The sequence below is a fragment of the Synergistota bacterium genome (assembly GCA_025060595.1).
Lineage (GTDB): Bacteria > Synergistota > GBS-1 > GBS-1 > GBS-1 > 42-11.
On record JANXBX010000002.1, the window covers coordinates 57,653 to 82,293 of the forward strand.

Here is a 24,641-nt window from a genome sequence, read left to right on the forward strand (position 1 = left end):
TCCCACCTACTATTTCGGTTATAGAGGGCTTAGACAGCCTTTCCTCTATCTTAAATAGGCTATCCCTTATAGGCTTTAGCTTTTCATCTATCAGCCTAGAAAGCTCTTCAGGATTTTGGATCTTAACCTCGGAAGAGCCAGATGGTAAAGATCTACCCTCATTAAGTGATAAGAGAGCTTGCGATTTATGCCCAAGATCCGCCTCAACCGTTATCTTAATCTCCGAAACCCCAGGGGGAGGATTAAACGCAAAGTTTCCATCTTCATCCGTTTTCCCCTCTAGGATAAGCTCTCCTTTAACGTTATCGTAAACCCAAACCCTCGCGCCCTTAACGCCTTCACCGCTACTAAAATAGGTCCTTGTGATTACCTTTCCACTATCATCTAAATAGGCAAAGGTCTTAACCTTATGGGCAAGACAGGAATCGCTTAAAGAGAAGAAAACTAAAAGAAAAACTAAAACCGATGCTAAAACTTTAGGATTAACCCTTTTTACAAATAGCAAAACCACAGAGCTTATCAATCCTTCGATGACCATAACTGGAAGATGAGCTATAAATACAAGCTTAGCAAGAGCCAAAAAGCCCTCTCCCTTTAAAGCTAAGACTAAGGCCACAAGGAACCCCGCAAGGGCAACCGAAAAGGCACCTATAAGAAAGCCTCCAAGGGAGCTTAAGAGGCTTCTATCGGAAAGCACCAATCTTCTAAAGAAAAAATAGGATAGAACCGCAGGAAAGGCCATGTTAAAGGTATTGATCCCAAGGGTGGTTAATCCCCCAAATTGAAATAAAATACCTTGAAGAAACAGGGCAACTAGGATGGACGGGAAAGCCATCCAGCCAAGAAGAAGACCGTTTAACCCATTTAAGATAAGGTGAACGCTCGTTGGGCCCAGGGGAACATGAACTAAAGAGGCAACAAAAAAGGCAGAAGATAATATCCCAACCTTAGGTATATCCCTTTCAGTAACCTTTTTTAATCCCAAGTAAGTGCCTCCTATAGTTAAAATAGCCCCAGATATCAAAACTGGCGCTGATAAGACTCCCTCTGAAATGTGCATTTCGGTATCACCTCTTATCTTCTTGGTGTTATCATATCCCATAAAAGTAGACCTGTCAAGGCAAAGGGAAAATTGACACTTTTAAATTACACCACCTTAGGGATGACCAAAACTCTTCCGTTAAGTTTCAATATATCCACCCTTATGCCATAAACCTCAAAAACAGCCTTTTCGTTAACAACCTCTTTGCCACCGAAGGCATAGATCTTTCCATCCTTTAATAAAAGAACCCTATCAGCGTAACCTAAGGCAAGATTAATATCATGCATTGTAACTATAGCTGACATTCCCTTCTCCTTAACGATGCTCTTTAATAAATTCATCACCTCTACCTGATTTCTTATATCGAGGTTATTAGTTGGCTCATCAAGAAGGAGATACCTTGGCTCTTGAGCGAAAGCCCTGGCAATCAAAACAAGCTGAAGCTCTCCCCCGCTTAACTCGTTAAGCCTTCTAAAGGCGATCTTCTCCATATTAAGAAGACTAATGATCTCTTCGACAACCCTTATATCATAATCCTTAGCCTCCCAATTTATATAAGGCCTTCTACCAAGCAATATAGTGTCGAAGACGGTCAAGTAGTTTATCTCTCCTCTTTGAGGAACATAACCAAAGATCCTGGATATATCCTTTAGAGTAAGTTCTCTTAAATCAAGCTTATCTAAATAAACCGATCCTTTAGGGCTCAATATACCGTTTAAGCACTTCAAAAGGGTAGTCTTCCCGCTTCCGTTAGGACCAAGTATGAAAAGAAGCTCACCATCTCCGATCGAAAAGCCTATATCTCTTAAAACCTCTACCCCACCATAAGAGTAAGATAAATCGTTAACCTTTAACACCCTTACCACCCTTTAGAAGAAGATATATAAAAAGAGGCGCACCACCTATGGAGGTTATAACTCCAACCGGTATTATCACAGGGGATAATATAGTTCTTCCAATGGTATCGGAAACCAAGAGCATGATAGCTCCCACCACTGAGCTTAACGGTATCAGAAATCTATAATCTCCACCTATAACCAATCTCAAAATATGGGGGGAAACAAGCCCTACAAAACCTATAACCCCAGTAAACGAAACACATAAAGCCGTTAACAAGGAAGAGACTATCATCCCTTCAAGCCTAACTCTATTAGGCTTAACCCCTAAAGACATCGCCGTTTCATCGCCCATGAGAATAGAGTTATAGTCCCATCTTCGATAGAAGAAGTATATGAAGCAGAGTAAAAATAAAATCAACATTATACGAATCTCGTTCCAGTTTGTCCTTCCCACATCACCAAAAGTCCAAAAAACTATGGATGCAACATGAACATCAGTAGTAAAGTATTGGATTAACATGACCCCGGCTTGAAAAAGGGCGGACATAGCTACCCCAGCAAGTATCATGGCTTCTGGAGTGAAATTCTTAAGCTTAGATAAAGCAAGTATAACGAAGGCGCTTAAAAGAGCTCCCAAGAAAGCGAAAATGGGGACAACGTACGGATCAAATATGGTTAAAGCCTCACCAACACGATGAACATGCCCTGCCCCCAAATATATTATTGCTAAGGATGCCCCGAAGGCCGCCCCTTGAGATACTCCAAGAGTGAATGGAGAAGCCAAAGGGTTTCTCAATATGCATTGCATAACCGCACCAGACAAGGACAAGCTTCCCCCCACAACGATTGCGGAGGCTATCCTTGGAAGCCTAACGTTCCATAAAACAGGATGTCTATTGAAAAGACCCTCCACAAGATCTAACAAAGACATCCTATAACTACCTAAACCTAAAGAGATAAGGGCAAGAAAGATCAATCCAGTAAGAAGCGCTATTCCAAAAGTTATCCTACTTTTAACAAGCCTCTTATACTCACCACTTAGTAACATCTATAACTCCAAGCTCTCCGTACCTTGAGGCTATCTCATCATAAAGCTCCCTACCCAAGAAGAATCTGTATATCTCATTAGCTTTAACCTTTATCTCCACATCCTTAAAAGCTTCAGGCATTAAAACCTTACCAATCCAGTAGCTATTAACAAGGGCTTGTTCCACATTGGTATTATAGAAGTTAAAGGAGTATATTCCGTAAACCTTACCGTTTCTAAAGGCATTTAAGGATTGATAAAAGGTCTTGTCCTTTTCATAATCCTGCTTAACAAGACTGAGATTCCCAAGATCAAGGAATATTACCTCAGGCTGTTCCTTTAAGAGAAACTCCTTATCTACAAAAACATGTCCGGAGAGCTTAACTTTGCGAGCTATATTTTCATCTCTAATATTGTTAACCTCAAAGGGCGGAAACTCCGGGTTAGTCGAGGTTATTCCATGCTGTCCCTTGAAACCCAGTCCTCCCACATATACCTTAGAAGGCTTCTTCACGTTTTTAGTTCTCGAATCTAGATCTTTAATCACCCCCTCTATAAAGGCTATTATCTCTTCCGCCCTCCTCTCTCTTCCTAAAACCTTACCCATAAGCCTTATAGATTGAAAAAGCTCTAAAGTTCTGAAGTTTCCAAGCGTTCCATAGTTTATAGCAATAACAGGTATCCCAAGCTTATCTTGTAACCCCTGAGCATATTCGGGCCTAACAGTTGCAAATATGACATCGGGCTTAAGCCTGATTACTTCCTCCAAGTTAGGCTTAGGATCATCCGGCCCTCCAACACCGATCGTGGGAAGCTCACCCAACCTAGGATTCGCAAGCCTATAAGGACGAGTATATACCTCCCAAGTTTTTTCAGCATTTTCAACACCAACAACCTTATCAAGCGCTTGAAGGTAACACACAAGCCTCAAAGCTCCTGGACCGATGGCGACTACCTTATTTACCTCCTTTGAAACCTCGATTTCCCTACCATATAGATCAGCTACTTTAACCCTCTCAGAGGCAAAAGCCGATGAAAAGGCTAACAAGATAAAAAGCAGAAAAACAAAAAACTTCTTCACATTTAAACACCTCCATTTCCACAACGTAATTTCTAATTTACCTTTAAAAAAGACCCTTCAGACGGTATTACCTTTTCATGCTACTTTTTTATAAACTCGTGTTATTATAGCACAGGCTACTTGCTGATGTCAATAATTTCAGGTGGAAGTAAAACTAAAGCCCCGAGGGTTACTTAACCCTCGGGGCTTTAAGCTCGCTGAAAAAAAAGCAAACCTTACAGGCCGAGCAATGTAGAAAGCTCCATCACATGCTCTTGCTCGTCAATGATAACATGTCTAATCTGATGCTCCAAAGTTTCAAATTCATAAAGGAAAGCACCTTTATTTTCGACTACTTTCTTATATATCTCCTTATAATATTCGATAGCTTCCTTCTCTCCCTTTAAGTTCACTTCGAGTATCTCCTTTATATCCTTAGCCTCATATACCTCAGCTAATCCCATAGATGGAACGCCACCCAAATAGCTCCCAACTAAGGTTCTGAAGATATCCTCATGCTTCTGCTCGTCACTTGCTATCTCCTTAAGCCTCTCAATTATAGGCTCAGCGTTTATTCCCTTAACGAGCTCCGCATGAGCCAGATACTGTATCCTCGCAGCATGCTCAAGCTCCAACGCCCTGTTTAACATCTTTATTACTTCCTCTCTGACAGACATTAACCTCACCTCCGCTAATGAGTTTTAACTTAAATTGCAAACCCCTTATATAAGGACTTGTCAGCACCACACACAGGACACTTCTCCGGAGGAGCATCCTCCACCGTATGACCACAGACAGGACATATAAAGACCTTAGATGCGGTATAATCCTCGTTCTTTAGTATAAGATCTTTTGCCCTCTTATACATCTCAGCATGAATCTTTTCAGCCTCCCAAGCAAATCTTGTGCTCCTTTCCGCACCCTTTTCATTTTGGAATAAAGCGGCATTGTTATAAACAGGATACATCTCCTCTATCTCAAAGGTCTCCCCATCTATACATTGCTGAACGTTATCACCCATACTTTGATAAATTAAGCCCAGTTCCCTATAATGATTCCTTGCATGAACATACTCCGCATAAGCTATGGCCCTAAAAAGATTAGCCAGCTTAATTAAGCCTCTCTTTTCAGCCTCATCAGCGAAGATGAGATACTTCATGTGGGCCATACTCTCACCAGCAAAGGCATCGTGAAGAAACTTCTTGGTCATTTCCCTCAAGGCAAACACCTCCCTTGTAGAAACCTTTAGCAGTATTATAACATAAAATTTAATTTAAATTGATATAAAACCTAAACTCCTTAAGATCCTCATAAGAGAAGGCTGTCTTTCATTGACAAACAAGGTGTTTTAAAATAAAATAGCATTGATATCTAAAGGGAAAGAACATGATAAGGCTTAGTGTATGTCCTCACGATATATCAAAAGGAATAGAGAAGTGGAAAAGGTTTGCAAAAGAGCTTGAAGAAAAAGTAAAGCAACCGGTAAACCTTGAAATCACCCAGAGCTTTAAAGAATGGGATAGGTACCTCGAAAAAGGAGAGCACGATCTTTACTATACAGGTCCACGTTATATCAAGAGCTTCCTTAGTCAAGGGTATATTCCTGTAGCAAAGTTTAAAGGGCAGAGGGATAGCTTCTTTCTAATAATGAAGGAAGATCCACCGCAAGGAGAAATCTTAGTAGCCCTTCCTTTTTTAAGGCCAGCGGGTTACGTTCTTTTAAGCCTAGATATAGAAAACATAAAGCTGATCTTTACAAACAACTTTTACGATGCTTTTCTCCTCCTTAAAAATGGCAAAGTTCACGCAAGCGTAATGTACGATGAAACTTGGAAAGAAATAGAGGAAGAAGAAAAAAGAGATTTTAAGATCATCAAGAGCTACATTTTTGAGAGCTGTCACATGTTTGTAGTGCGTCCCCAACTTTATGAAAGCATAAAAGAGGCTTTGCTTTCTTTCGAAGATATAGAAGAGCTTCAGGAAAAAGACATAAGCAGCTCTTTAAAGCTCTTTGATGAGTTTGACAAGTTTATCAAGCTTTGGTCTTACTCAAACATAGCGAAAACCCTTGATAAAACATCTCAAATAGGAATATTAATATATAAGGATAAGATCGTATATGCAAGCGAAGGCGCTCTCAAGCTAACCGGTTATAAGAAAGAGGAGATATTAGGAGCCGAAACGACTAAAGTAGCGGAGAAATTGATCGCCCCAGAATATGGGGAGATTATAAGAACATCTATAGAAAGAGCGATGTCAGGCAACAAAAAGGGATCGATCGTCCCCTTAGAGATCCCTCTTTTAAAAGGCGACGGAACCACCCTTTGGACCTTAACCTTCATAGAGGACATACTTTACCATGGCGATTACTACAAAATAGCACTGCTTATTGATATAACGAAAAGAAAGAGGCTCGAGAACCTTTACACCCTTTTAAAGAGCATAAACAAGATAATCACAGAGTCTATCTTAGAGGAAGAGCTCTTTGAAAGGGTATGTAGGACCCTGGTATATGACATGGGGCTTAGATTCGTTTGGATAGGAGTACATGATGCAGAGAGTGAAATCATAAATCCGATATATCATTACGGATATGAGGATGGTTACCTACAAGAGCTAAAGATATCAATAAGAGAAGAGGATGAAGGAGTTACCTGTATAGCGTATAAAGAGAATAGGATTGTTATAAACCCCGATACAAGAAAGGCATATATAACAACCCAGTGGAAAGAAAGCATGCTTAAGCGAGGGTATCTCTCATCAGTAGCGATCCCTATTAAGAAGGACAACAAAGTATCCTACATCTTAAATCTCTATGCTTCAGAGCCTCTCTTCTTTGAGGAGGAAAACAAAGCTGTACTGGAGGAAATAAAATCAGACATCGAGTTTGCTTTAAAGAGAATGGAAGAGCTGAGGCAGAGCCTGCTTGCCATTAAAACCTTAGAAAACGCATCTTGGGTTATGATCACTGATAAGGAAGGAAAAATTATATATGTGAATGATGCTGTTTCTAAAATATCTGGCTATAGTAAAGAAGAACTACTAGGAGAAAAGCCCAACATATTTAAGTCTGGATACCACTCGAAGGAATTCTACCAAGAGCTATGGGAAAAGATTTTATCTGGAAAAACCTTTCACAGCACATTCATAAACAGAAAAAAGGGGAAAGAGATATTCCACCTTGAACAAACCATATATCCCCTTAAGCTCCCAGATGGAACATTAAGATTCATAAGCGTAGGGCTAGATGTAACCCGCGAGGTCATGCTATCCTCAGACTTAGAGAGATTAACTCTTTACGATCCGGTTACCGGCCTATTTAACAACAAGACCTTCCTTATCAGAGGAAAAGAGCTTTTAAGAAACTCCGATATCTACTTCCTAGCGATAATAGATCTCTATAACTTCTCCTCAATAAATAGGATCTACGGCATAGAAAGCGGGGATGTCTTGCTTAAAAAAGTGGGAGAAAGATTAAAAGAGGAGATAAAAAATAGAGGAATAATCTCAAGAATATCAGCCGATAGCTTTGGAATAATATGCGGTCCTCTAAAGGAAGAGAAAGAGGCGATAATAACGATAGAAAAAATTAATGAGACCTTTTCTAAACCCTTCGATATGGAAGGTAAGGAAGTATTCCTATCCACTAACATAGGTACTGTCCTTTATCCAAGGGATGGTAGGACTATTGAGGAGCTAATAGAAAAAGCAAGCTTAGCGCTACTTGAAGCGAAAAAGGCTGGTGAAGGGGAAATAAGATTCTTTGAACCAAGCCTTGAAGATAAAGTAAAGGAGTATCTTTCCGCATCAAGATTAGTTGAAAAAGCTATAAACAAAGGGCTTTTCATATTCCATTACCAACCATATTACAGAGCAAGGGATTTAAGCTTATCTGGCTTCGAAGCCCTAGTTAGAATAAAGGACGAAAAAGGAACCATATATAGTCCGAGGATGTTCATAGATTATCTCGAAAATAGCAGATTCCTAAGACCCTTTGAAGACTGGGCTATTACGGAAGCAATGAAGAGAACTCAAAAATGGAATCTTCCCATCTCAGTAAATATCTCCGCTAAAACCTTAGATGATTGGGAATTCTGGGAAAGGCTGTTAAAGGTGTGCAATATATCACCCATAAACATAGAAATTACGGAAAGAGCCTTCGTTGAAAATTACGCTACGCTTTCCACTATCCACAAAAGGCTCAGAGAATGTGAAAATATAAAACTAGTTTTAGATGATTTTGGAACTGGATACTCCTCCTTAGCGCAGTTAACCAGCCTACCCATAGATATACTGAAGGTTGATATCTCCCTCGTTAGCGGTTTGACAGAAAACCTTAGAAAGAGGATAATAATTAAAAACGTGATAAACCTTTCTAAGGACCTAGGAGTTGAGACTGTCGCAGAAGGAGTAGAAACTCAAAAAGAGCTTGAGATACTTCAAGAAATGGGTTGCACCTACGTCCAAGGCTTCTTACTCTCAAAGCCCTTGACAGAAGAGGAGGTAGAAAAACTCCTATTGGAAAGGAGATTAAAAACATGAGAAAAAGGTTGTTTTTAATCGCGTTTTTTCTAGCAGTAATAGGGATGGCTTTCGAGGTTAATGCACAGACAATCCAAGAAATCAAGACCGTTAAGGCACATGATAATGGGGTAACATCTATCGCCTTCTTTCCGGAGGGTAGATTACTTATATCAAGCGGTAGGGATGGAACACTTAAGATATGGGATATCATAGAGGGAAAGGAGATTTACAGGTTTAATGTTAAAAGCAATAGCTTTAACAGCCTTGCGGTATCCAAAAATGGAAGGTATGTAATTGTAGCTAGCGAAAAGACCGCTAAAATAATAGACTTAAAAACAGGACAAGAGATAAAAAGCCTAACGGGACATGTATCTTCCGTATCCGGGGTATCTATATCCCCAAACGGCAAATACGCCTTAACAAGCGACTATTACGATGGAAAGGTGAGATTATTCGATGTTCAAACAGGAGAGGAATTAAGAAGCTTCTCCGATCATAGAGCTCAATTTGTAGCCTTAGCGTTCTCACCTGATGAAAGATATATACTTTCCGGAGGCTTTCTAAGAAACAATCAATATATAAAGATCTGGAGTATAGAGAAGGGAGAGGAAATCCTAAGCATTTCGTTAGGCCCCAAGGATATTTACGCCCTTTCCTTCTCTCAAGATGGGAGATACGCTCTTTCAGCCTATGAGGATGGAGTTATAAAAGTTTGGGATCTTAAGACAGGAAAAGAAACGGTTTCCCTGAAGGTTGAAGAGAAAGACATATTCATAATATCCTTAGCCATGTCTCCTGATGGAACCTATATAGCTTCAGGAGATGACTTAGGAAAGATCACCTTATGGAATCCAAAGACCAAGAAAATCTCCTATATAATAGAACATGGAGAGCCCATAAACGTTATAGCCATATCCCCTGATGGAAAATACCTAGTTTCAGGCGGTGACTACAAAACTATAAAGATGTGGAAAGTAAGGTAAAGTTAAAATTCCATTACCTTTTAACCCCTTCAGGAACCGGGAAAGCTTTAATCCATATAACCGCGTCAAGCTCAATAGGATATCTTTTGCTTTGGTGTTCCCTCTCTCCACCCTCACCTATCGCAGCAAAACCCCACCAACCTGCCCATGGAATCACATAGGAGAAGATACCATTTTCATCGGTCTTTACTACCTGCGTTACAAAGGCATCCGACGGAATATCCTTAATCTTTCCATCCTCATTATAATACTCAATCTCCACATCGATATTAGAGGCGGGTTTTCCATCTATCAAAACCTTCCCCTTAAACTCATTACCTACCCATAGAGCATAAGGCTTAACCAATGGAACTATTTCAGCTTTAAGCCCCAGAGGTCTATCCCATCCCTCCTCGGCACCGAAGGCATTAACAATCACCTTTGTAATTTGCCAGATAAAGCGTCCCTCCTGCGATTCAAAATAGGGTTGAGGAATAAGATAAAAGATATAATCACCAGGCTTATCGATCAAAACCTCAGCCTTATAAGCTCGGGCTTTCTTCCCCCTATTATCCTTATAGTCAGGATGCCAAGAGGGAAAAACTTCAACCTCAACAGCTTTAATGGCGTCTTTCAAAACCTTTCTTTCACCCTTAAGAGAGAACCCAAATTCGGCCGGCCTTTCCACATCCATTATAGGACCGCCCTCCATAGGATGAGTAAAGGGCATAAAAAACTCTAACTTTTGGGGAGAACCCTCAACAAAAACCTTAGAAGGTATTAAGAGCTGAAAGTGAGCAAATGAGGGACAAGCAAAAGATAAGATTACCACTAAAGATAACGCAACCGAAAGCCTTTTCATATTGATCCCCTCCTTTAGTGCTACCTTTGATTAATCATGTGTTATCATACAACCTAAAGAGAGAGGTGTCAAGTATCTTTTAGATTAAGCTAATTTGAGGGAACGTTAGCAAGCGATCGCTTAACTTTCGACCGTTTATCCAATTAAAAGCTTATTTACCAATAAACCTGATAGAATGGCAAATAAGGAAACGTACAACAGATAAATCATAAAATGCCGAGCGTCCAATATAACCTTGATCGCTCCGAGATTAGTAAACTTCGTAGCTGGACCAACTATCATGAAGGCTGTAACTGCTCCCAAGCTCATACCTTTATCCAGCCACTCCATTATCAGCGGAATGGTTCCCCCACCACATATATAAAGAGGAACGCCAAGCCCTGCAGCCATTAAAACCCCAAAGCCCCTATAGCTCCCAAAAAGGTTGGCAAAATCCTCCTTCGGCACATAAAGCTGAAAAAGCACGGAAAGGAATATACCAATAAGAAGATTTAGCCAGGTTGCTTTAACGTTCTTAAAAACGTTTTTAAGCAATAGAAATACCCCACTAGAGCTTTTACATCCTCCCACGGGTTCCAAAAAGCTAGAAAAGTTAAAGAATTTATCATATCTATAAAGAAACCTAATTAAAAGCCCCATTAAAACCCCACAAGTAAAGCAGGATATAAAACGTGTGATAAGCACAGCTTTACCAAGAACTATGCTATAAACAAGAAGCTGGGGATTAAGCAAAATAGAGCTCATCATGAAAGCTCCAAGCCAATCGTCCCTTAAACCCTTTCTGGAAAGCGAAGCCAAAATGGGAATGGTTCCATAAGCACATATAGGTGATGCTATTCCAAGCAGGCTCGCTAAAATTAGACCTGATATTCCAATTCTTCTACCTTGCAAAACCAAAAGCAACTGGTGAACCCTTTCCCCACCGAAAGATGAAATAAAGGATCCTGTAATGATACCGAAAAGCCAGTAAGGGGCTATCTGCTCGAACATAATGAGGAAGTAATACCATAGATAGATAAACTCTCGCTCAAGTATTTCAGCCATCAATTCTCACTAACACATATTTTTGACTACCTAACCCTATCCTCTCCGCATACTCTAACATATAGGTACCGTTTCTAGATTGAATGCGCCTAACAAGCGATTGCCCATCAGGTGCCGAAAAAACAAGGTCCACACAAGCCTTATCTAAAGCTACAGGATCAAGCGACCCAAGTATACCTATATCATGCATATCTGGCTCTGAGGCATTTGAAAAGCAATCGCAATCTACAGATAAACGATTCATCACGTTTATATATACTACCCTCTCTCCAAGGTCATCAGCTATGGCCTTAGCAGCCTCAGCCATAGATTCCAGAAAGGAATTTTGCGATGTAACTAAGCTGAAAACAAATCCTGCAGTCCTCTTAGATGCTCCAGCAGTGTGGATCATAATCTTTCCTGGAGCTGAAGCAATACCCACAGCCATGTTTTTTATTGCACCGCCAAAACCTGCCATTAGATGTCCCTTAAAGTGAGATAGGATAATAAAAAAGTCATAATTTTTATAGCGCGAACCTACAAGAATCTCATCCAGATGCTTCCCATTCTTAACGGGTAAACTTATAGACCCCTCAGCATCCATAATATCCACCTTGGCAATAGCAGAAAATCCATGATCCTTAGCAACTTGAAGATGTGTCATCGTGCTAGCGCGAGGCCCACCAAAGGCAGAGTTACACTCTACAATCGTGCCCTTAACATGCTGAACTAGATCCTTTATTAAATTAGGAGATAGAAAGTTCTTGTTTCCTGGTTCCCCCATATGGATCTTAACAGCTACCCTACCCTTCGCCTCACGTCCTAAAGCTTTATAAATAGCCATTAAACCCTTCGGGCTAATATCGGTAGTCATATATACTCTTGGTAAATTAACATCGCTACCATATACTGTAAAAGCAAAGAAGGCTACTATAATCAGAATAGTTGCAATAAAGATTTTACCCCTCATAGTCATACCTCACCCCTTTCGCCCACCCTAGGGGACCCCCTCTATCTCTATCTTGGACACATATACTTATCTGGTAAAGTTTCTACCCTCTCCACTACGATCGTTCCTTCCAGATCCCTTATGTAATCCGTTCCCGCAACACAACGCCCAAGCTCAAACAACCCACTTGCAGGGTTAGAATCACTATAAAATATAGCTATATTGCCCCATGGAGCATAATAAGCGATCGTTCCAACAACAGGCTTAGCTTCAGGAGCACCCTGCGTATTAAGCTTTCTGGGTAATTGAAAGATCTTCTCTTTACCGGCGAAATCTGTTACCTTCACCTTTAAGGGCAAAAGAGAGTAAAATTCCTTTGCCATAGGGCTATCATTAAGCTCAAAGAACAAAAACTTATCACCCGCTCCTATGCGCACCCTTAAAGTGGTTTCCCCTTCACACATAGATGGCAATTCAAAAAAGGCTAAAGTAATAACCAAAGGCAAAACAACTAAAAACAATACTCGGTAAGACATCAAACTCACCACACACAGTAAACCTAACAAATATTCTAACACATAAACACAAAAGTTTACAATAATCACTAATAATTAGGAAATACTCAAACCTTAAACTTCCTCAATAAATCAGATAAATTATCCGCTATAGAAGAAAGCTCCACAGAAAGATCAGCTAAACTCTGTATCTCCTTAGCCTGCTCCCCAACAAATCTGGCTATCTGCTCAACCTGCTGAGCTATATCCGTTATAGACCTCGTCGAAGTATCCATAGCACTCGACATCTCCTGAGATGCAGCACTCTGCTCCTCAGCAGCAGCCGCTAAGCTCTCTATCTGAGATCCAATCCTACTTATCTCATCCATGATCCTATTAAACTGCCTCAACACCTGCTCCGACTGAGATACCACCCTCTCAAAAACTGAAACAGTCTCCCTTATAGAACCATCAGCCACCTGAGCACCCTGACTAACCTCATTCAGTATCTGCGCAATCCTGCTAGTAGCCTCCCTACTACTTTCAGCAAGCTTCCTAATCTCATCCGCCACAACAGCAAAACCACGCCCAGCTTCCCCAGCCCTAGCAGCCTCTATCGCAGCATTCAAAGCTAAAAGATTGGTCTGCTCCGCTATAGAGTTTATAGTACCTACTATAACCACTATATTCTTCGCCTTCTCACTTAAACCAGACATTATCTTGGCAGTCTGCTCTATCTTCTCCCTCACCTGCAATATCATATTAGCTACATTCTTTATAAGTGTGTCACCCTCCCTCGCAGCACCACTAACCTCATTAGACCTCTCAGAAAGCTCCTGAGCCGCCTTAGAAACATTCTGAGCACTAGCCGCAACCTGCTCTATCCCACTCGTAACCTCCTCCACAGAAGCCGAAATGTCTTGAATGCTTTTGTTTACCTCTTCTACTTGCGAGGATGCCTCTTGAGCCGAACTAACTATCTGATGAGATACATCCTTAAGCGTCTGCGAGAAACTATCTATTTTCCTGGAAGCTTCACTTATATTCCTTAAGTATTCCTTAAGAGCATCAGACATTTGATTCAAGGCAATGGCTAATTTAGCAATTTCACCGCTACCCTTGGTCTCAAATTTAACTGTGAGATCACCCTTACCAAACTGAAGAATCTTTTCAACAAGAACTCTAATAGGTTTAGCTATTGACGAGCTTATAAAGAATAATACTACCGATATCAAAGCCAAAAGCACAGCGAAGGCTACAATAATAGTTCTATTAAGCTTATTAGCCTCTAACATCACCTCTTCCTCTGGTATAAGAACAGTTAAAGTCCAACCTTTCACAGCCTTAACAGGTGAATAGAAACAATATCCTGCTGAGCCATCCGGCATCTTTAATTTGATATATCCGATATCTCCAGATAAAAGCTTACTCGAAACCTTTTCTAGTTCCTCAAGGCCCTCTCTAGAAGCCCACTTAATATTCAGCTTCAAGGTATAAACGCCAGATGTATCTGAGATCACGCTTCCACTTGAATCGATTAACCATACCAATGTATTTTTAGTAATACGGGCCTCTTCTAAAAATCGCCTAAGACTATCAATTGGAACTGCCGATCTAAAAGCTCCTATTATCTTACCTTTTTCATCCTTTACCGATGCAGCTACCGCAAATATCGTCCTTCCAGTACCTCTTGACGTAAAGGCATCGCTCACAAAAATATCTAAGCCCTCACGCACGGTCTTTATAAACCAGGTTAAATCAGCTACATTAACTTCACCTCCAAAGGTATCTATGGCACTGCCATCCGGATAAGCTAACAGAAAAGAATCTATGTAGGGCCTTTCTTTAGCTCTGACAGCCAAATCCTTCTCAATCAAATCCCTATATTCTCCCGTCTTAAGAGCATTTACAACTACAGCTCTTTGAGAGAAAAGCCTTGTCTCCTTAACTATACCGTCAATCCATTCGCTTATAAGACCAGCGGAAGAGACAGCCACCTTTATGGCAGATTTCTCTAAGACATCAACCATAGAGGATTTCACCCCATAATTAATGAAAATGGCCACTATAACTAGCAGGACTGCGACCGGTGCCAATACGCTCAAAAGCATCTTATTTCTCAAACTCATCAAAGCCCATCTCCTCTCAGCTATGGAATCAATTCAATATTATTATAATTATTTATGGTAATTATAATGGATCAAACTTATAATTTCAATACGAACGGGAAGCTTAAAGGACTTGGGATGCTTATTAAAACGGCGATTTATTAAAAAAATTTTCTAAACCGATTAGATCGGATTTAAAGCCAACTTAACTTGTGATATCATACTTAAAAAACAATAAAAAGGGGTGAGACAGATTAAAAAGCTTTTTTGCTTGCTAATGTTAACGTTATCGTTAGGCGTAAATATCATCTATGCTTTTGCCCAACAATCAACCTCTCAAAACCCCCAAGTTCTGAAAGAGGCAGCGATGTGGAAGTTCGTACCGGAAGAGAAAGTCGTAATTACATACTTTCCATGCTCGATAGCTGAAGAGTCCTGTAAAAGGCTTAAGGTAAGCGACGGGTTTTTCAAAGCTTACTTTCCAGATGGATTCGTACTAACGATCTCATCATCAGGAGAGGTATTAGAACACTATTATCTTCCATCAGAGCAGCATAAGAAAGCGTTGGATAAAAACTATGAGCTTTATGGAAAAGCTGACTTTGAAAACCTACCTGAGGAGCTTAAAAAGAGGCTTAAAACCCGAATAAAGGACATGAGGAAGTTCTTAAAAGGAGAAACCATCGACATTTTCTCCATTGAAGAGCTGAATAAAGGACAATATAAAGAGGCTCTAAAGAAGATAGATAACTCAGGTCTTAAGAGCATCTTATACTTTCTATTAGGTGAAAATGAAATCGCAAAGGAAACTATCCTGAAGGCGAAGGAAAGCGATATCTGGTTTAAGAGAGCCTCAGCCATTATACTACTTGATAAAGATGCGCTTAAAGAGCTCTCAGAGGATGATGACGATATGGACAATCTCATAATAGCAATAGCCTACGCAAAAACAGGAGATATAGAAAGCTCAAGAAAGGCATACGAAAGGATATCAAACAAGCTCTTGAGATCAAAAAGCGCATTTATTCAGGATCTAATTAAAGCTTTTGAAGCATCACTAACTCCCTATTTAGCTAAGGATTTAGATAGAGCCTATAGCTTTGAAAAAGCGAATAAGCTATCTGAAGCGCTAAAAATATACCAAGCTGTCTTTAACCTAAGTAATATCAGCGAAAGGAAGAAAATCATATCTCGCGTAAGCTCCATATTTAAAAAGGAGCCTAAACTTAGAGAGCTACCAGAGGAAGCAAGAAAGCACATTGTAGTTGCAAGCATGCTATTCGAAAGGAAAAGGTTTAAAGAATCTCTAGAAGAGTGCAAAAAGGCCTTACATGTAGCACCCTTTACACCTATAGCCTTTAAGGGCATTGCGAAATGTTACGGTGCTCTTGAACTCTATGAACAAGCTATAGAAAATATGAGCTATTACTTAGAGCTCTCTCCAGATGCCCAAGACGCAAGAGAGTGTAAAGATGACATTTATAGGTGGGAGTTTCTTTTAAAGGAAAAAACTGGCTCTAAGTCGTCTTAGAAACTCTTATTACGGCTCCTTCATCAGCTGAAGTCACAAGCTGAGAATATAAAGCTAAATATCCCTTAGTAATTTTAGGGGCAGGTGGCTTCCAACTTTCGAGCCTTCGTTTTATCTCCTCAGGGCTCAGATTAAGATCAAGCCTTCTTCTATCTATATCTATGGTTATAAGGTCACCATCTTGAACTATAGCTATTGGGCCTCCTGAGGCTGCCTCAGGTGAGACATGTCCGACGCATGGCCCCCTTGTGGAACCCGAAAATCTGCCATCGGTTACCAAGGCAGTACTATCACCCAATCCCATTCCCACTAAAGCAGCGGTAGCGGAAAGCATCTCTCTCATCCCAGGTCCGCCACGAGGCCCCTCATAGCGAATAACTATCACATCTCCCCTTTTTATCTTTCCACCGAGGATAGCTTGAACCGCATCTTCACAAGACTCAAAGACTCTAGCTGGACCCGTGTGAACCCTCATAGATGGTGATACAGCCGTCTGCTTAACTACCGCTCCGTTGGGAGCTAAATTGCCCTTAAGTATGACTAGACTTCCCTCTTTATGAACCGGATTATCAAGGGAGCGTATAACTTCCTTATTACGATTCTGAGCTTTCTCAAGCACCTCTCTCAAGGTAGATAAGGTAACATTCCTCTCATCTAAGTGAAGTAGCGGAGAAAGCTCTCTCATAATCGCAGGTATCCCCCCGGCATCATCTAAATCCTTAAGGGTGTAGGGACCAGAAGGTTTCGTGTTAACTAAGTGAGGAGTAGTTTTGCTTATCTTATCAAAATCATCTGGGGTAATTCTAAAGCCTCTCTCACGAGCTATCGCAGGTATGTGAAGAAGAGAGTTGCTCGATCCTCCAACGGCAACTACCACCCTCATAGCATTCTCAAAGGAATTCTGAGTTACTATATCGGATGGCTTAATGCCGCTTTCTATAAGCTTCATAACTTGAATTCCAGAAAGCTTAGCTTCTCTAAGCTTTTTTGAATAAACAGCATGAGTTGTAGCACAGCCTGGCAAAGTTAAACCTAAAGCCTCAGCTACACAGGACATGGTATTGGCCGTACCCATCATAGAGCATGATCCAAAGGTGGGACATATGCACTCCTCCATCTCCCTGAACTCCTCTTCTGTCATAAGTCCACGCTTTAATAGCCCTGCAGCCTCTCTTATCTCATAAACCGCTAAGCTCCTCCCTTTGAAGCTTCCAGGAACCATGGGACCGCCAGTAACCATTATCGAAGGTATATCAATCCTCATCATCGCCATAAGCATTCCAGGAACTATCTTGTCACAGGCCGCTATAAAAACCAAGCCATCCAACTGTTGAGCCTCAACCACAAGCTCTATAGAGTCCGCTATTACCTCCCTACTTGGGAGAACATAACACATTCCCTTGTGTCCCTGAGTTATTCCATCACATATGGATATAGTGTTAAATTCAAAGGGAACCCCACCAGCGAGCCTTATTCCCTCTTTAACAGCTTCAGCGATCTGACGAAATCCCTTATGTCCCGGATGCATCTCATTCCAAGAGTTAACGACACCAACAAAGGGACGGGTCATCTCCTCATCTATAAGGCCACAGGCTTTGAGTAAAGCTCTCATACCGGCCTTCTCTATACCTTCGACTACTACCCTACTTCTTAGCTTTTCCAACTTGCATACCCCCTTAAAACTTAACAACGGGAATGGTTACCAAAGCATTGGGTATAACCCAAACTTTGGCATCCTTACCAAGCTTATTAAAAGCATACTTTAAAGCCTCTTCCATAGTAGGTCTATACTCAAGAAGTAGCTCCCTTAATATGAACTCAGGTACCTTAGTACCAACCATAACTATCTCAGCCCAGTTTAATGCCTTAGCTAAAACAAAGGCCTTGTGCTCTCCAGGCTCAAATCCCTCACGGTAGGCCTTTTCTAAAGCCTCTTCTGGAGTTTTAACGCTTTTCATCCATATGTGATACCCTTCATGTCCTATACCATCCTCACAAAGAGCCGGGATAATTATAATGCCCCCCTTTCTAACTAGGGGAACAGGGCCAAAAAGAACATTATTAACTGCCCTCGTTGCCTGATATAGATCCCTATCTTTAGGATATTTAGGTATCGCTATAACTATCTCAGATTGCTCCTTAACCTCAACCTCATATACCTTCTTGGCGAAGTTTACCCCTTCACAATAAGCCTCTTGAGGATGACCGGCTACAATCCTTATAGGCCTTTTATAATCATCTAAAACGACATTTATAATAAAGTCAACCCCAAGAAAGCATGCTGCCTCATCCAAAAACTTTCTAAAGAGGTTATCCTCAATTACACCAAGGCGAGTTTTTGGGTGATCAAGCATGGAAATGTTATGTGTAGCAGATATGGTTCGAACGCCAGCAACACCAACGGCTATGCTCTTTATACCACCACTATATCCAGCAAAAAGATGGGGTTCTATAACACCGGTAGTTATTCTAAAGTCTGCCTCAAAGACGAACTTATTTACTTCCACAGGTATGCGAGAAGTAGGCGTCTCTCCAAGATAGACCAAAGATGAAGGATCATAAGGAGAGTGGTTTATAACCTTAACTCTCCTTAATACTTCCTCACCATACATCTTGGCACACTCTTCCATAGTATTAGGCCTATGAGTACCAGTAGCTACAACTATGGTTATATCTTTATCAGGGATACCAGATTCATTTAACTCATTAAGCAAAATAGGTAAAATGATCTCCTCACAGGCATATCTAGTTATGTCTGTAGCTACTATCACAACCTTTTGACCAGGCTTCACAAGCTTCCTTAAGGGACTACAACCTATTGGGCTATCTATGGCATCCCGAATAGCAGAAGGAAGGTTCTCGATAGGGGGATACTCCTTGGAGGATATCATCCCTAGAAAGTTTCTGTCCGGAATCTCAAAATTTAAGAAATCCTTCCTAACAGGAAGACTAATAAGCAAGTTAACTCACTCCTTCTAAAAACTTCTTAAAAATTAAGCCTAATAACCCAATAGCTTAGGAATAAACATGGTAATCGATGGAACGTAAGTAATAACAAACAAAGCAAAGATTAAAGCTATTACAAAGGGGAATATAGCTTTAGAGAGAACATCAAAGCTCATACCTGTAAGGCCACAAGCAACAAATAAGTTTACCCCTACAGGAGGAGTAATAAACCCTATCGCCAGGTTAACAACCATGATGATGCCAAAGTGAATTAGATCAACGCCATACCCTTCAACAACCTTGTACAAAATGGGCCCTAAAATTAGTATAGCTGAAAGAGTCTCCATAACACAACCAACAATTAGTAACAAGATATTTATCAATAACAACAAGACAAGCTTATTCTGAGTCAATGCTTGAAACATAGCAACGATCTTATCAGGAATCCCTTCGATTGTAAGCACCTTAGCAAAAGCGGTTCCCGCACCTAATATTATCAATATAGTTCCCACCATTACAGCAGTATCCTTTAACGCCTCTATAGTATCTCTCCAACTCAGCTCTTTGTAAACGAATTTACCCACAAAGAAACCGTAAAAAACCGCAACAACAGATGCCTCTGTAGGAGTAAATACCCCACTATATATTCCTCCTAAAATAACCAATGGAATCATTAAAGCCCATATCGCGTCTTTAAAAGCAATTAGCACCTTCTTTATACTAAACTTTTCTCCTGACCCCACATAGCCTGCCTTTTTAGCAACAAAATAAGATAAAACCATTAATGCTCCACCAAATACAACTCCAGGGCCGAATCCCCCTAAAAACATTTTTCCTATGGAAGCCCCTGTTGCCACTCCATATACAACCATCGGGATGCTCGGAGGAATTATTACTCCCAATCCTCCAGATGCTGCAGCAAGAGCGGTTGCAAACTCCTTGGAGTAACCCCTTTCTACCATAGCAGGGATCATGATGGAGCCAATTGCAGCTACGGTAGCAGGGCTTGATCCTGAAACCGCTCCAAAAAACATACAAGAAAGGATCGTCACAAATGCAAATCCGCCTGGCACATACCCTATAAGGGCTTCCGCAAGGGCCACAAGCCTTTTAGAAAGCCCTCCTTCCTTCATTAGCGAACCAGCAAGTATAAAAAACGGTATGGCCATCAAGGGGAAAGAGTCACAAGCAGTGAAAAGATTTTGAGCCAAAAACTTCATAGGAACAGAACCCAAAAAGTAGATATAAAGCATGACAGCCAAAGCTATAGATATCCCAACAGGCACATTTAACAGTAGAAATAAACCCATCCCCCCTAACAACACCCATAAAACCATTTTCCCTATCCCCTCCCAGGTTAAGGCTCTTACTTCTTACAATTTGCGGTCAGATTCCTTTCCTTAACCAACGAAACGGTATCCCTTATCAACGCTATGCCCATTAAAACGACTCCTACAAGGACACTCAAGTAAGCCAAGGACATAGGAAACCTCACTGCTGGGGAATATTGAGGTCGAATAAACTGCAGAGAATAAACAAGATAAGCTCCCTCATAAGCCATAACTACACAGAAAAACAAAAATAACATATTTGATACCAATCGAAGCACAAACTTTCCCTTTTCCCCTAAAAGAAGCAAAACTATATCTACCTTTAAGTGCCTTTTTCTTCTCACAGCCATACTAGCTCCAAGATAGATAACCCATACGAATAAATATCTTGCAAGCTCTTCCGTCCATGCAAGAGGCCAGTTTAAAATATATCTAAATATTATCTGTAATCCTATAAAAACACACATAGTGGCTAAAAAGGTCACTGCTAAAAACTCCTCGATATTATCTAAATACCCTAAAAGAGCCTTCATCGATCTCATTTCACTTCCCCTCCAGATAAAAGGGTGGCCTCCCCTTGGGGGAAGGCCACCAGCTCTCACCTCTGGATATTTATTTCTTGGACCTTGCCTCTTCTATCTTCTTCAACTCATTTAGTATCTTATTAAGATTCTCTTCTCCTATTTCCTTCTTAAACACATCATATGTGCCTTTCGATGCTTCTGCAAACTTCGCCCTTTCCTCAGGGGTTAGCTCTGTAAACTGCAATTTCTCAGCCACAAGCTTCCTAAACTTATCATCATCAGTTATAGCTCTTTCCCTCTGGAAGGTAGTTGCGGTCTTAGCTGCCTTTTTAACAGCCTCCTGAAGATCCGGAGACAAACTATAGAAAAACTTCGGATTTATCATAAAACCTGTCACATCATAAAAATGACTAGTATCTGTAATGTACTTTTGTACCTCATGGAACTTCATAACATACATGTTAGAATAGGAGTTTTCCTGACCATCGATAACACCCTGCTGTAAAGCTGTAAAGACCTCTCCGAAAGCCATAGGGGTTGGAAGAGCTCCCATCTGCCTGAAAGCCTCCATATGCACAGGGTTTTCCATAGTTCTTATCTTCAAGCCTTTAAGGTCCGCAGGAGTTTTAATTGGGCGCTTACTATTTGTCACATGACGATAACCGTTCTCCCAGAAACTAAGAACAAGAATCCCATCTTTTTCAACAAGTCTCTTCATTTCCTCCCCTATAGGGCTATCTAAAAACTCATATGCAATCTCTCTTGTCTTAAATAAATACGGCAAATTAAATACAAGGAACGTTTTGCTAAAACCAGATAAGGGAGCTAATGAATGTTCACACATCTGAATAGAACCCATCTGTACACCTTCGATTAACTCACGTCCACTGCCCAACTGACCACTTGGAAAGACTTTAACCACTATCTTGCCACCTGAGAGCTTCTCAATCTCCTCTTTAAACTTAAAGCAAGCATCAACAAGACAGTGCCCCTGTGGTAGAACGCTAGCTACTTTAATCTCTATAGGTTGTCCTAATACCAAGCTCGGAAAAGCAATAAAAACGAACCCCATCAACAATACTAATGAAATTAGCTTCTTCATCTTTCTCCTCTCCTTTACGTTAAATTTTACCCCCCTCAGCTCAGCTAAAGATTTGACCTCAGTATTCACCTCCTTTTGGCTATCCTTAATACACCTATAAGCCTCTAAAATCCAACCCCACTATACATAAAGCTTCCCTTATAGCCTCCATAGTTTTCTCATCTATCGGTATTCCTTCTTTCAATCTTTTTTGCATTAATTTGTAGCTTCTCTCACCAGGAAGAAGGATCTCTTCCACATCTTTTGCTTTTTTAGAACCCTTAATAACCCTTATGTAATCATCAACCCTTCTTTTAAATTCCTCAATAGGCATAAAGCTATCTATATTTATAGCCATCATGAAGTGCCCAACACCCATAGGTCTCGTAAAATCAGTAAACATAGATTTTATCTCTCTTCCATAGGAGGATCCCATGAGCAATCCGGAAAGTATATCTATAACTACGGATAAACCATAACCCTTTGGACCCCCGAGAGGAAGCAAAGCACCAGCTAAGGCCTTTTCCGGATTAGTAGTAGGATTACCATCTTTATCTATAGCCCAGCCTTCCGGTATATCTCTGCCCTCCCTTAAGGCTAGCTCAATCTTACCCCTTGGGACCACGCTAGTAGACATATCAAGGACTATGGGAATCTCCTCCCCAGCAGGTATAGCAAGAGCAAAAGGGTTCGTACCCAGGATAGGCTCACACCCTCCATAAGGAGCCATTAAGGCTGCAGTATTAGTAGCGAAGAAGCCGATCATGCTTTCTTTTAGGGCCATCATAGCATAATAGGCTCCTATACCCACATGGTTAGAGTTTCTCACACCCACAACCGCAATGTCGCTCTCTTTAGCCTTCCTTATACAAAGCTCCATAGCGCGCTTAGCTGCAACCTGCCCAAGACCGTTATCTGCATCAAGAAGAGCGATAGTTTTAGACTCTCTTAATAGTTTTATGTTAGGCTTAGCCCTTATAAGACCTAATTTAATTCTTTTAACGTAAGTAGGAAATCTTGATATACCATGAGAATCAATCCCTCTTAAGTCTGCTGAAAGAAGAGATTCAGCCGTGGTTAAAGCATCCTCATAGGGAACATCAAGCTGTCTTAGTACCTGGATCGCTATGTCTTTTAACCTTTCATAGGAAACTAAAAGGGGCATGGTATCCTCCCTTTTTACATTGTTGGCCCAATCCTTGTAATGGCAAATTCCCTATGTCCTAAGGCTTCGGCCTTCGTCATCTTCCCGTTTATAACTAAAAATAGCTCTTCCAATATCCTCAGACCCACATCTTCTATAGTCTCTAAGCCTAAAATTATCGTTCCAGCGTTAATGTCGATGTTATCCCTCATTTTCTCGTAAGTCATGGGATTTCCCGTTATCTTTATAACGGGAGCTATGGGACATCCCACAGGTGTGCCTCTCCCAGTGGAAAATAAAACTACTTGAGCACCTCCAGCAACCATACCAGTTATAGATTGAACATCGTGTCCAGGTGTGTCCATTATCCATAGACCCTTACCTTTCGGAGGTTCAGCGTATTCGACTACCCCTTGAATGGGGGACTTTCCAGCTTTATATATACAGCCTAAGGATTTCTCTTCGATCGTGGTTATACCGCCTTCTATGTTACCGCGCGTAGGTTGAGTACCCCTTAGATCTACACCCATAGCCAAGGCGCTTTTTTCGGCTCGTTCCACTATCTCAAAAACCTTTCTTGCCACTTCTTCACTTATGGCACGCTTAGCAAGTATATGCTCAGCTCCTATAAACTCTGGAGTCTCAGATAATATAGAGGTTCCACCAGCCTTAACTACGTAATCGGAGACAAACCCCATGGCAGGATTAGCTGCTATTCCAGAGGTAGCATCAGAACCGCCACACTCCAAGGCTAAAACTATAGAGGAAAGATCTATAGGCTCCCTCTTCATCTTATAAGCCTCTGAGACGAGCTCTTCCGCTATTTTTATCCCTTTTTCCTTAGCTTTGATCGTACCACCTTCCTCTTGAATAACCAAAACCTCAACCCTTTTACCTGAGGAAGATATTCCATCCGCTAAAACCCGCGGATCAAGCTTTTCGCAACCTAACCCTATTACTAAAACAGAAGCAACGTTCGGATTTCTACCAAAGCCTATAAGGGTTCTTAAAGTCTGTTCATAATCGATGCCAAGTTGCCCACATCCCTCATTATGGACAACGTAAACTGTACCAGGGACGCTGTTTGAGATCGAAGAGGTTACCTCATTTGCACATACGACGCTTGAGATAACCAATACATGATTTCTGATACCAACGGAACCATCTGGTCTTATATAACCCCAAAGAGTCATC

The 24,641-nt window shown here is 40.9% G+C and carries 20 protein-coding genes and 1 pseudogene; 3 read left to right on the plus strand and 18 right to left on the minus strand.

What is annotated here, in order from left to right; all coding sequences use genetic code 11:
- Positions 1-469 precede the first annotated feature (469 nt).
- The 6 genes and pseudogenes from cbiM to NZ900_01695 form a co-directional block, all read right to left on the minus strand.
- Positions 470-1,060 (minus strand): annotated as a pseudogene (cbiM, locus tag NZ900_01670) (cobalt transporter CbiM).
- 86 nt (positions 1,061-1,146) lie between these two features.
- Entirely contained in the window at positions 1,147-1,899 is a 753-nt protein-coding gene (locus tag NZ900_01675) for an ABC transporter ATP-binding protein (GenBank protein ID MCS7232801.1), read from the minus strand.
- Positions 1,886-2,929 (minus strand): iron ABC transporter permease, encoded by a 1,044-nt coding sequence (locus NZ900_01680; GenBank protein MCS7232802.1) that lies wholly within the window; start codon positions 2,927-2,929, stop codon positions 1,886-1,888. The genes NZ900_01675 and NZ900_01680 overlap by 14 nt, the downstream gene beginning before the upstream one ends.
- Positions 2,913-3,989, minus strand: a complete 1,077-nt coding sequence (locus NZ900_01685; GenBank protein ID MCS7232803.1) for an iron ABC transporter substrate-binding protein — start codon at positions 3,987-3,989, stop codon at positions 2,913-2,915. Before NZ900_01685 ends, NZ900_01680 begins: the two co-directional genes overlap by 17 nt.
- A 215-nt stretch (positions 3,990-4,204) precedes the next feature.
- Positions 4,205-4,645, minus strand: coding sequence for a ferritin-like domain-containing protein (locus NZ900_01690; protein MCS7232804.1), 441 nt, complete (start codon positions 4,643-4,645; stop codon positions 4,205-4,207).
- 29 nt (positions 4,646-4,674) lie between these two features.
- Positions 4,675-5,187: a rubrerythrin family protein gene (locus tag NZ900_01695; protein MCS7232805.1), complete on the minus strand. Its 513-nt coding sequence runs from the start codon at positions 5,185-5,187 to the stop codon at positions 4,675-4,677.
- A gap of 167 nt (positions 5,188-5,354) precedes the next feature.
- On the opposite strand from NZ900_01695, the gene NZ900_01700 reads away from it, so the two are divergent.
- On the plus strand, positions 5,355-8,510 hold the full coding sequence (locus NZ900_01700; protein MCS7232806.1) for an EAL domain-containing protein: 3,156 nt from the start codon (positions 5,355-5,357) through the stop codon (positions 8,508-8,510).
- On the plus strand, positions 8,507-9,475 hold the full coding sequence (locus tag NZ900_01705; GenBank protein ID MCS7232807.1) for a WD40 repeat domain-containing protein: 969 nt from the start codon (positions 8,507-8,509) through the stop codon (positions 9,473-9,475). The genes NZ900_01700 and NZ900_01705 overlap by 4 nt, the downstream gene beginning before the upstream one ends.
- 13 nt (positions 9,476-9,488) lie before the next feature.
- Here the strand turns inward: NZ900_01705 and NZ900_01710 are convergent, their stop codons facing one another.
- The 5 genes from NZ900_01710 to NZ900_01730 all read right to left on the minus strand — a co-directional run bounded on the left by NZ900_01710 (position 9,489) and on the right by NZ900_01730 (position 14,911).
- A complete protein-coding gene (locus NZ900_01710) occupies positions 9,489-10,316 on the minus strand; it encodes a DUF4198 domain-containing protein (GenBank protein MCS7232808.1) in 828 nt (275 codons plus the stop codon).
- A gap of 135 nt (positions 10,317-10,451) precedes the next feature.
- Positions 10,452-11,360, minus strand: coding sequence for a permease (locus NZ900_01715; GenBank protein MCS7232809.1), 909 nt, complete (start codon positions 11,358-11,360; stop codon positions 10,452-10,454).
- Positions 11,353-12,309 (minus strand): DUF362 domain-containing protein, encoded by a 957-nt coding sequence (locus tag NZ900_01720; protein MCS7232810.1) that lies wholly within the window; start codon positions 12,307-12,309, stop codon positions 11,353-11,355. Before NZ900_01720 ends, NZ900_01715 begins: the two co-directional genes overlap by 8 nt.
- A gap of 47 nt (positions 12,310-12,356) precedes the next feature.
- Positions 12,357-12,824 carry a cyclophilin-like fold protein gene (locus NZ900_01725; protein MCS7232811.1) on the minus strand — a complete coding sequence of 156 codons (468 nt, stop codon included), beginning with the start codon at positions 12,822-12,824 and terminating at the stop codon, positions 12,357-12,359.
- Positions 12,825-12,910: 86 nt separating this feature from the next.
- Complete coding sequence (locus NZ900_01730) at positions 12,911-14,911, minus strand: methyl-accepting chemotaxis protein (protein ID MCS7232812.1); 2,001 nt, start codon at positions 14,909-14,911, stop codon at positions 12,911-12,913.
- A gap of 346 nt (positions 14,912-15,257) precedes the next feature.
- Here NZ900_01730 and NZ900_01735 point away from each other — a divergent pair, with 346 nt between their 5' ends.
- Positions 15,258-16,421, plus strand: a complete 1,164-nt coding sequence (locus NZ900_01735) for a hypothetical protein (GenBank protein ID MCS7232813.1) — start codon at positions 15,258-15,260, stop codon at positions 16,419-16,421.
- On the opposite strand, the gene ilvD is transcribed toward NZ900_01735, so the two are convergent.
- From ilvD to NZ900_01770, 7 genes are all read right to left on the minus strand, one after another.
- Entirely contained in the window at positions 16,408-18,084 is a 1,677-nt protein-coding gene (ilvD, locus tag NZ900_01740) for a dihydroxy-acid dehydratase (GenBank protein MCS7232814.1), read from the minus strand. The two genes, NZ900_01735 and ilvD, sit on opposite strands and share 14 nt — an antisense overlap.
- Before the next feature lie 13 nt (positions 18,085-18,097).
- Positions 18,098-19,381 (minus strand): nickel-dependent lactate racemase, encoded by a 1,284-nt coding sequence (gene larA, locus NZ900_01745; GenBank protein MCS7232815.1) that lies wholly within the window; start codon positions 19,379-19,381, stop codon positions 18,098-18,100.
- Positions 19,382-19,420: 39 nt separating this feature from the next.
- The gene (locus NZ900_01750; GenBank protein ID MCS7232816.1) at positions 19,421-20,704 is read right to left on the minus strand and encodes a TRAP transporter large permease; all 1,284 of its coding nucleotides are present in this window, start codon (positions 20,702-20,704) and stop codon (positions 19,421-19,423) included.
- A gap of 29 nt (positions 20,705-20,733) precedes the next feature.
- Positions 20,734-21,240 carry a TRAP transporter small permease gene (locus tag NZ900_01755; GenBank protein ID MCS7232817.1) on the minus strand — a complete coding sequence of 169 codons (507 nt, stop codon included), beginning with the start codon at positions 21,238-21,240 and terminating at the stop codon, positions 20,734-20,736.
- Positions 21,241-21,310: 70 nt separating this feature from the next.
- Positions 21,311-22,324, minus strand: a complete 1,014-nt coding sequence (locus tag NZ900_01760; GenBank protein ID MCS7232818.1) for a TRAP transporter substrate-binding protein — start codon at positions 22,322-22,324, stop codon at positions 21,311-21,313.
- Between the two features lie 94 nt (positions 22,325-22,418).
- Positions 22,419-23,468: an Ldh family oxidoreductase gene (locus tag NZ900_01765; protein ID MCS7232819.1), complete on the minus strand. Its 1,050-nt coding sequence runs from the start codon at positions 23,466-23,468 to the stop codon at positions 22,419-22,421.
- A gap of 14 nt (positions 23,469-23,482) precedes the next feature.
- Positions 23,483-24,640: a UxaA family hydrolase gene (locus tag NZ900_01770; GenBank protein MCS7232820.1), complete on the minus strand. Its 1,158-nt coding sequence runs from the start codon at positions 24,638-24,640 to the stop codon at positions 23,483-23,485.
- Position 24,641: the final 1 nt, after the last annotated feature.

Bases quoted from the DNA above. Each gene is read 5' to 3' on its own strand.
- NZ900_01680 (MCS7232802.1), bottom strand. From the start codon at position 2,929: ATGTTACTAAGTGGTGAGTATAAGAGGCTTGTTAAAAGTAGGATAACT.
- NZ900_01690 (MCS7232804.1), bottom strand. From the start codon at position 4,645: ATGTCTGTCAGAGAGGAAGTAATAAAGATGTTAAACAGGGCGTTGGAG.
- NZ900_01700 (MCS7232806.1), top strand. From the start codon at position 5,355: ATGATAAGGCTTAGTGTATGTCCTCACGATATATCAAAAGGAATAGAG.
- NZ900_01705 (MCS7232807.1), top strand. From the start codon at position 8,507: ATGAGAAAAAGGTTGTTTTTAATCGCGTTTTTTCTAGCAGTAATAGGG.
- NZ900_01710 (MCS7232808.1), bottom strand. From the start codon at position 10,316: ATGAAAAGGCTTTCGGTTGCGTTATCTTTAGTGGTAATCTTATCTTTT.
- NZ900_01715 (MCS7232809.1), bottom strand. From the start codon at position 11,360: ATGGCTGAAATACTTGAGCGAGAGTTTATCTATCTATGGTATTACTTC.
- NZ900_01720 (MCS7232810.1), bottom strand. From the start codon at position 12,309: ATGAGGGGTAAAATCTTTATTGCAACTATTCTGATTATAGTAGCCTTC.
- NZ900_01725 (MCS7232811.1), bottom strand. From the start codon at position 12,824: ATGTCTTACCGAGTATTGTTTTTAGTTGTTTTGCCTTTGGTTATTACT.
- NZ900_01730 (MCS7232812.1), bottom strand. From the start codon at position 14,911: ATGAGTTTGAGAAATAAGATGCTTTTGAGCGTATTGGCACCGGTCGCA.
- NZ900_01735 (MCS7232813.1), top strand. From the start codon at position 15,258: ATGTGGAAGTTCGTACCGGAAGAGAAAGTCGTAATTACATACTTTCCA.
- NZ900_01750 (MCS7232816.1), bottom strand. From the start codon at position 20,704: ATGGTTTTATGGGTGTTGTTAGGGGGGATGGGTTTATTTCTACTGTTA.
- NZ900_01755 (MCS7232817.1), bottom strand. From the start codon at position 21,240: ATGAGATCGATGAAGGCTCTTTTAGGGTATTTAGATAATATCGAGGAG.
- NZ900_01760 (MCS7232818.1), bottom strand. From the start codon at position 22,324: ATGAAGAAGCTAATTTCATTAGTATTGTTGATGGGGTTCGTTTTTATT.
- NZ900_01765 (MCS7232819.1), bottom strand. From the start codon at position 23,468: ATGCCCCTTTTAGTTTCCTATGAAAGGTTAAAAGACATAGCGATCCAG.
- NZ900_01770 (MCS7232820.1), bottom strand. From the start codon at position 24,640: ATGACTCTTTGGGGTTATATAAGACCAGATGGTTCCGTTGGTATCAGA.